The organism is uncultured Caballeronia sp., from assembly GCF_964243625.1.
Lineage (GTDB): Bacteria > Pseudomonadota > Gammaproteobacteria > Burkholderiales > Burkholderiaceae > Caballeronia.
Genome location: NZ_CAXTGZ010000384.1, coordinates 1 through 5,938 on the forward strand (window position 1 = coordinate 1; position 5,938 = coordinate 5,938).

Sequence of the window (5,938 nt, forward strand, 5' to 3'; positions counted from 1 at the left end):
GGCGTGTAATGCGAGCCGATGATGAACTCCGTCGATCCGCCGCCAATGTCCACCACCAGCCGTTTGCCGGCGCTCGCGGGCACGGAGTGTGCGGCGCCAGCGTAGATCAGGCGCGCTTCCTCGCGCCCCGCAATCACTTCGATGGGAAACCCAAGTGCGTTCTGCGCCTCGGCAAGAAACTCCTCGGCGTTCTTCGCCACGCGCAGCGCGTTGGTCGCGACCGCGCGCACGTGATCGGGGTGGAAGTCGCGCAGCCGCTCGCCGAAACGCTTCAGCGCGTCCCAGCCGCGCAACTGCGAGGCGCGATCGAGGAATTTGTCGCGTGACAGTCCCGCCGCAAGCCGCACGGGTTCGCGCAGCGCATCGACCTGATAGATCGGGCTGCCTGACGGCGTCTCTTCAACGCGTCCGACGATCAGCCTGAAGCTGTTCGATCCGAGATCTACGGCTGCCAAAAGATGAGGTGAATTGACCATCGATTTTTTAGGTTCCGTAGGGTTGTTCGTGCATTCGCCATGCATGTCCCGGGCCGCAATGAAACTGAATACGTGCCGCAGTGCGCCAATTTTAATTCCTGGCGGACCGATGTGCTGGTCTGCGGAAAAGCAAATGAAACAAACAGGAGGATAAATCGGTTTTGAGGTGCGCTCGGGCGAATCTCGCCAGGGTCGACCTTACGCACGCCCTGCGTTAAATTCGTGACATCATGAATTCATAAAAACGTCATCATATTGTGGTTCATTCCGGGCGATCCTTGCACATTCCGTTTTTTCGCGCACCTTTAATACTGATGTCCAACCGCTATCCCCTTCTGAACCGCGAACTGGGCATTCTGGGCTTCAACGAACGCGTATTGTCGCAAGCCGCCGATACCTCCGTCCCGCTGCTCGAACGACTCCGCTTCATCTGCATCACCAGCAGCAATCTCGATGAATTTTTCGAAGTCCGCATGGCCGGCATGCAGGAGCAGATGCGCGACAACCCGGGCTCGCTTTCACCCGATGGCATGTCGCTGCAGCACGTGTACGACCTCGTGGTCGAGCGCGCCCACCGGCTGGTCCACCAGCAATACGCAATGCTGCAGGACATCGTCTATCCCGCGCTTGAAAGCGAGGGCATCTATTTTCATGGCGTCGAGTCATGGACCGAAGCGCAGACCGACTGGGCGCGCGACTACTTTCATAACGAATTGCTGCCCGTGCTGACGCCTATCGGGCTCGATCCCGCGCATCCGTTTCCGCGCGTGCTGAACAAGAGCCTGAACTTTGTCATCGAACTCGAGGGGAAGGACGCGTTCGGGCGGCAGGCGGTCATGGGGATCGTGCAGGCGCCGCGCGCACTGCCCCGGCTCGTGCGCATGCCTGAAGCGCTGTCGGGATATCCGCACGGGTTCGTATTGCTCAGCTCGCTGATGCAGTGCTTCGTCGACCAGTTGTTTCCGCATCTGGTCGTGCTTAGCTGCAACCAGTTCCGGATCACGCGCAATAGCGAATTGTTCGTCGATGAAGACGAAATCACGAACCTGCGCGTCGCGCTGCAAGGTGAATTGCCGGCGCGGCACCTGGGCAATGCGGTGCGCCTGGAGGTATCGGCGGAAACGCCTCCGCACATGATTCGAAGGCTTCTGGATGAAAGCGAGCTGAACGACCGCGATTGTTATCGCGTGGACGGGCCGGTGAATCTCGTGCGCCTGATGCAGTTGCCCGAGATGGTCGACCGGCCCGATCTCAAGTTCGTCCCGCACATTCCGGCCGTGCCGAGCGTGATCGCGAATGCGTCCAACATGTTCGATGTCATCGATAAAGGCGACGTGCTTCTGCATCATCCGTACGAGAGCTTTCAGCCCGTGCTGGAGTTGTTGCTTCAGGCCGCCAAGGACCCGCAAGTCGTCGCGATCAAGCAGACGATCTATCGCACGGGAACGGATTCGCCGTTGATGGACGCGCTGATGCAAGCCGCGCGCAACGGCAAGGAAGTGACCGTGGTGGTGGAACTGCTTGCACGTTTCGATGAAGAGACGAACATCAACTGGGCGTCGCAGCTCGAGGCCGTGGGCGCGCACGTGGTGTATGGGGTGGTTGGCCATAAATGCCACGCGAAGATGATGCTGATCGTGCGGCGCGTGTCGCAGGGCGGCAAGATGATGCTCAGGCGTTATGCGCATCTTGGGACGGGGAATTATCATCCGCGAACGGCGCGTCTTTATACCGATTTCGGCATGATGACGGCGAATCAGGAAGTCTGCGAAGACGTGCATCATGTATTCCAGCAACTCACCGGCATCGGCGGCGAATTGCGTTTGCATCGGCTTTGGCAAGCGCCTTTCACGCTGCATCCGAACCTCATGGAAGCGATTCGCTTCGAGGCCGAAAATGCGCGCGCCGGCAAGAAGGCACGGATCGTCGCGAAGATGAACGCGCTGCTCGAACCCACCGTGATCGGCGCGTTGTATGAAGCGTCCCAGGCGGGCGTGAAGATCGACCTGATCGTGCGCGGCGTGTGTGCGTTGAAACCGGGCGTGGAAGACCTGTCCGAGAACATCACCGTGCGGTCGATTGTCGGGCGTTTTCTCGAGCATCACCGCATCTTCTATTTTTATGCGGGCGGTGAAGAGAAGGTGTATCTATCGAGCGCGGACTGGATGGACCGCAACTTCTTCCGGCGCGTGGAAGTGGCGTTTCCGGTGAACGACCGGCGTTTGAAACGGCGGGTCATTGCGGAAGGTTTGTCGGCGTTTCTCGGCGATAACCAGTCCGCGTGGCTCATGCAAAGCGATGGGCACTACAGGCGGCGACGGCCGGGCAAAGCCATGCGCAACGCGCAGCTCGGGTTGCTTACGAAGTTCTGTTCCTGAAACGAAAGAGAACGCGGCGCGTCAGGCCGCGATCGACTTCCTCAGTGAAGTGCGCGCCGCCGGAAACTTGACCAGGAATGTACTGCCGCGCCCTTCTTCGCTTTTGATTTCCAGGTCCGCGTGATGGCGCTGCAATACATGCTTGACGATAGCGAGACCCAGACCCGTGCCGCCGGTATCGCGAGACCGGCTTCTATCCACACGATAAAACCGCTCCGTCAAACGCGGAATGTGTTCGGCCGGAATGCCGAGCCCGCTATCCCGCACGGAAAATAGCGCGCGGTCACGAACGCGCTGCCACGTGACGTCGATGGTGCCGCCATCGGGTGTGTATCGAATGGCGTTTGTCACCAGATTGCCGAGCGCGCTGACGATCTCGGTTTCAGAACCGGACACGGTGAGCGCTTCGTCGACGTTGAACGTGATCCGGTGCCGGCCGCTCGATAAATTGTCGGCGTCCTCTTCCAGATGACGCAAAACCGCGCGCATGTCGAGCACGTCGTCGCTCGGAGGTTTGCCATCGCCTTCGAGATTGGCCAGCACCAGCAAATCACGCACGATGTTCTGCATACGCGCCGATTGCTGCTCCATCATTTCCAGATAACGTGCACGGTCCGATTCGTTTAGCGGGATCTCGCGCATGGTTTCAAGAAAACCGGACAAGACAGTCAACGGCGTCTTCAACTCATGCGAAACGTTCGCGACAAAATCGCGCCGCATGGAATCCGTTCTCTCCAGCTCGGTTATATCCTGCGTAAGAATCAGCTTGCGATTCTCGCCGTAAGGGAATATCTGCACCGACAACACATGCTGACGGTTCAAGCCCATTCCACGCATGATCAGCACTTCCTCGTAATGCTGCGAGGCAAGGTACCGGACGAAGTCCGGCTGGCGCACGAGATGGGTTATATGCTGGCGCAGGTCGCGTTTTGCATCGAGGCCAAAATGCGTTTCAGCAATGGCATTGCACCACTCGATCTGATCGGTATCGTCGAGCATCGCAACGCCATTCGGCGACGCCTGAATGCCCTGGATGAACCGCGAATGCTGCTGCTCGACCTGACGCACTTGCGCGTGCCAGCGCTTGGCAAGCTTGTGCAGCCGATAATAAATCTCGCCCCACACGCCCGGTGCGCTCGGCACTTCGCCGTACACGGGCGCGTCGAGCAGACGCCAGAGGCGCTGAGTATGAAAGGTGGTGAACAAGGCTTGCAGGACCAGCATGACGAGCGCAAAACACAGCGCTGTGCGCAAACCAAACAGCGCACCAACGATCACGCTCAATATCGCGAGTAACGCGAGGGACACGAGAGAACGCGTCCAGATGATATTCATGAATTAGCGGATCGAGATAATTGCCACGCGAGCCCACGACCCCTATTGGTCGCGGGTTTCATGCATTACACGAGCGCGCGGATCAAGCGCTCTTGGCCAGCCGGTACCCACTGCCACGAACCGTTTCAATCATAGCATCGCAACCGGCGGGCTTTAAAGCCGCCCGCAAACGCTTGATATGCACGTCCACCGTCCGCTCTTCGACGAACACGTGATCGCCCCAGACCTGATCTAGCAATTGCGTGCGGCTATGCACACGTTCCGGATGCGTCATGAAAAAATGCAGTAGACGGAACTCGGTCGGACCAAGATCCAGCTTGATATCGTCGGGATGACCATTGGAATGCGCCGCCACGCGATGCGTCGCCGGATCGAGACGCAAGCCGTTGATGGCCACCACGTCTTCTGTCAATTGCGGCGCGCGCCGGCGCAATACCGCCTTGATCCGCGCCATCAGCTCTTTAGGAGAAAACGGCTTGGTCACATAATCGGCCGCGCCGATTTCAAGTCCGAGCACTTTGTCCTGCTCGTCGCCGCGGGCAGTGAGCATGATGATCGGAATGTGTTTCGTGCGTTCGTTGCCGCGTAATTCCCGAGCAAAGGCGATGCCGGATTTACCCGGCAACATCCAGTCGAGAAGCACCAGGTCCGGCAATACGTCGCTGATCAGGTTTTGCGCCTGCTCCGCGTTATAAGCACGAATGGGGCAATGGCCCGCGTGTTGCAGATTCACCGAAATCAATTCGGAAATCGCGGGTTCGTCTTCTATAACGAGAATGCTGCTGGGCATCGGCACCTCTGTAACCTTCTTCGCGTAAGTGAACTTTCGTCAGTGGGAACTACTTGAATCTCAGCTCAGTGCTTCGCGTTCGAGTTGATCGCGCGACACATGGCGGACATCCGTACCCTTCACAATGTAAATGATGAATTCAGCAATGTTCTTTGCGTGATCGCCGATCCGTTCGACCGCTTTCGCGATGAACAAGTAGTCGAGTCCCGCTGAAATCATGCGCGGATCTTCCATCATGTACGTCACGAGCTTGCGCACGAACGCACGGAATTCTTCGTCGATGGCTTTGTCGTCACGCACGATCTGCGCAGCGGCGACCGTATCCAGGCGCGCAAATGCATCGAGCGCGCGGCGCAAGATGGACACCGCCATTTCGCCGGACAACTTGATTTCCGCGATGTTCACGTTGCGGCCCATGCCGTCTTCGTTGATACGCTTCACGCGCTTGGCGATCTTCTCGGCTTCGTCGCCGGCGCGTTCGAGATTCGTAATGGTCTTCGATATCGCCATCAACAAACGCAAGTCACGCGCAGCCGGCTGACGGCGCGCGATGATGTTGCTGCATTCCTCGTCGATCTCGACTTCCATGGTATTCAGGCGCTGCTCGGCCAGAATCACCTTGTCGGCAATATCCATGTCGAACGCATTAAGCGCCTGCATGGCGTTGATGATCTGCGACTCGACCAAGCCGCCCATTTCCAGCACCTTCGACGAAACCGCGTTCAGATCGGCATCGAATTGGCTCGACAAATGTTTATCGGACATATGTGCTCCTGAAGTCCTTTTTTAGCCCGTTATGCATTCAACCAAAACGGCCGGTGATGTAGTCTTCCGTTTCCTTGCGGGACGGCTTGATGAAGATCTTTTCCGTATCGCCGAATTCGATCAATTCGCCCAGATACATATATGCAGTGTAGTCCGAACAACGCGCCGCCTGCTGCATGTTGTGCGTGACGATC

Annotated in this window: 4 protein-coding genes and 2 pseudogenes; 1 reads left to right on the forward strand and 5 read right to left on the reverse strand. The window is 58.0% G+C overall.

Going from position 1 to position 5,938, the window contains the following annotated elements:
* Positions 1 to 476 (reverse strand): annotated as a pseudogene (locus ACFFAR_RS22380) (exopolyphosphatase); the annotation flags it as partial.
* A 314-nt stretch (positions 477 to 790) separates the two neighbouring features.
* Here ACFFAR_RS22380 and ppk1 point away from each other — a divergent pair.
* Entirely contained in the window at positions 791 to 2,854 is a 2,064-nt protein-coding gene (gene ppk1 / locus ACFFAR_RS22385) for a polyphosphate kinase 1 (protein ID WP_375508492.1), read from the forward strand.
* A 21-nt stretch (positions 2,855 to 2,875) separates the two neighbouring features.
* Here ppk1 and phoR read toward each other — a convergent pair whose 3' ends face one another.
* The 4 genes and pseudogenes from phoR to ACFFAR_RS22405 form a co-directional block, all read right to left on the reverse strand.
* Positions 2,876 to 4,189 (reverse strand): phosphate regulon sensor histidine kinase PhoR, encoded by a 1,314-nt coding sequence (gene phoR / locus ACFFAR_RS22390; protein WP_061999904.1) that lies wholly within the window; start codon positions 4,187 to 4,189, stop codon positions 2,876 to 2,878.
* Between the two features lie 82 nt (positions 4,190 to 4,271).
* The gene (phoB, locus tag ACFFAR_RS22395) at positions 4,272 to 4,979 is read right to left on the reverse strand and encodes a phosphate regulon transcriptional regulator PhoB (protein ID WP_174365222.1); all 708 of its coding nucleotides are present in this window, start codon (positions 4,977 to 4,979) and stop codon (positions 4,272 to 4,274) included.
* Between the two features lie 60 nt (positions 4,980 to 5,039).
* A complete protein-coding gene (phoU, locus tag ACFFAR_RS22400; protein ID WP_061999906.1) occupies positions 5,040 to 5,744 on the reverse strand; it encodes a phosphate signaling complex protein PhoU in 705 nt (234 codons plus the stop codon).
* Positions 5,745 to 5,781: 37 nt separating this feature from the next.
* A pseudogene (locus ACFFAR_RS22405) lies at positions 5,782 to 5,938 on the reverse strand (phosphate ABC transporter ATP-binding protein); the annotation flags it as partial.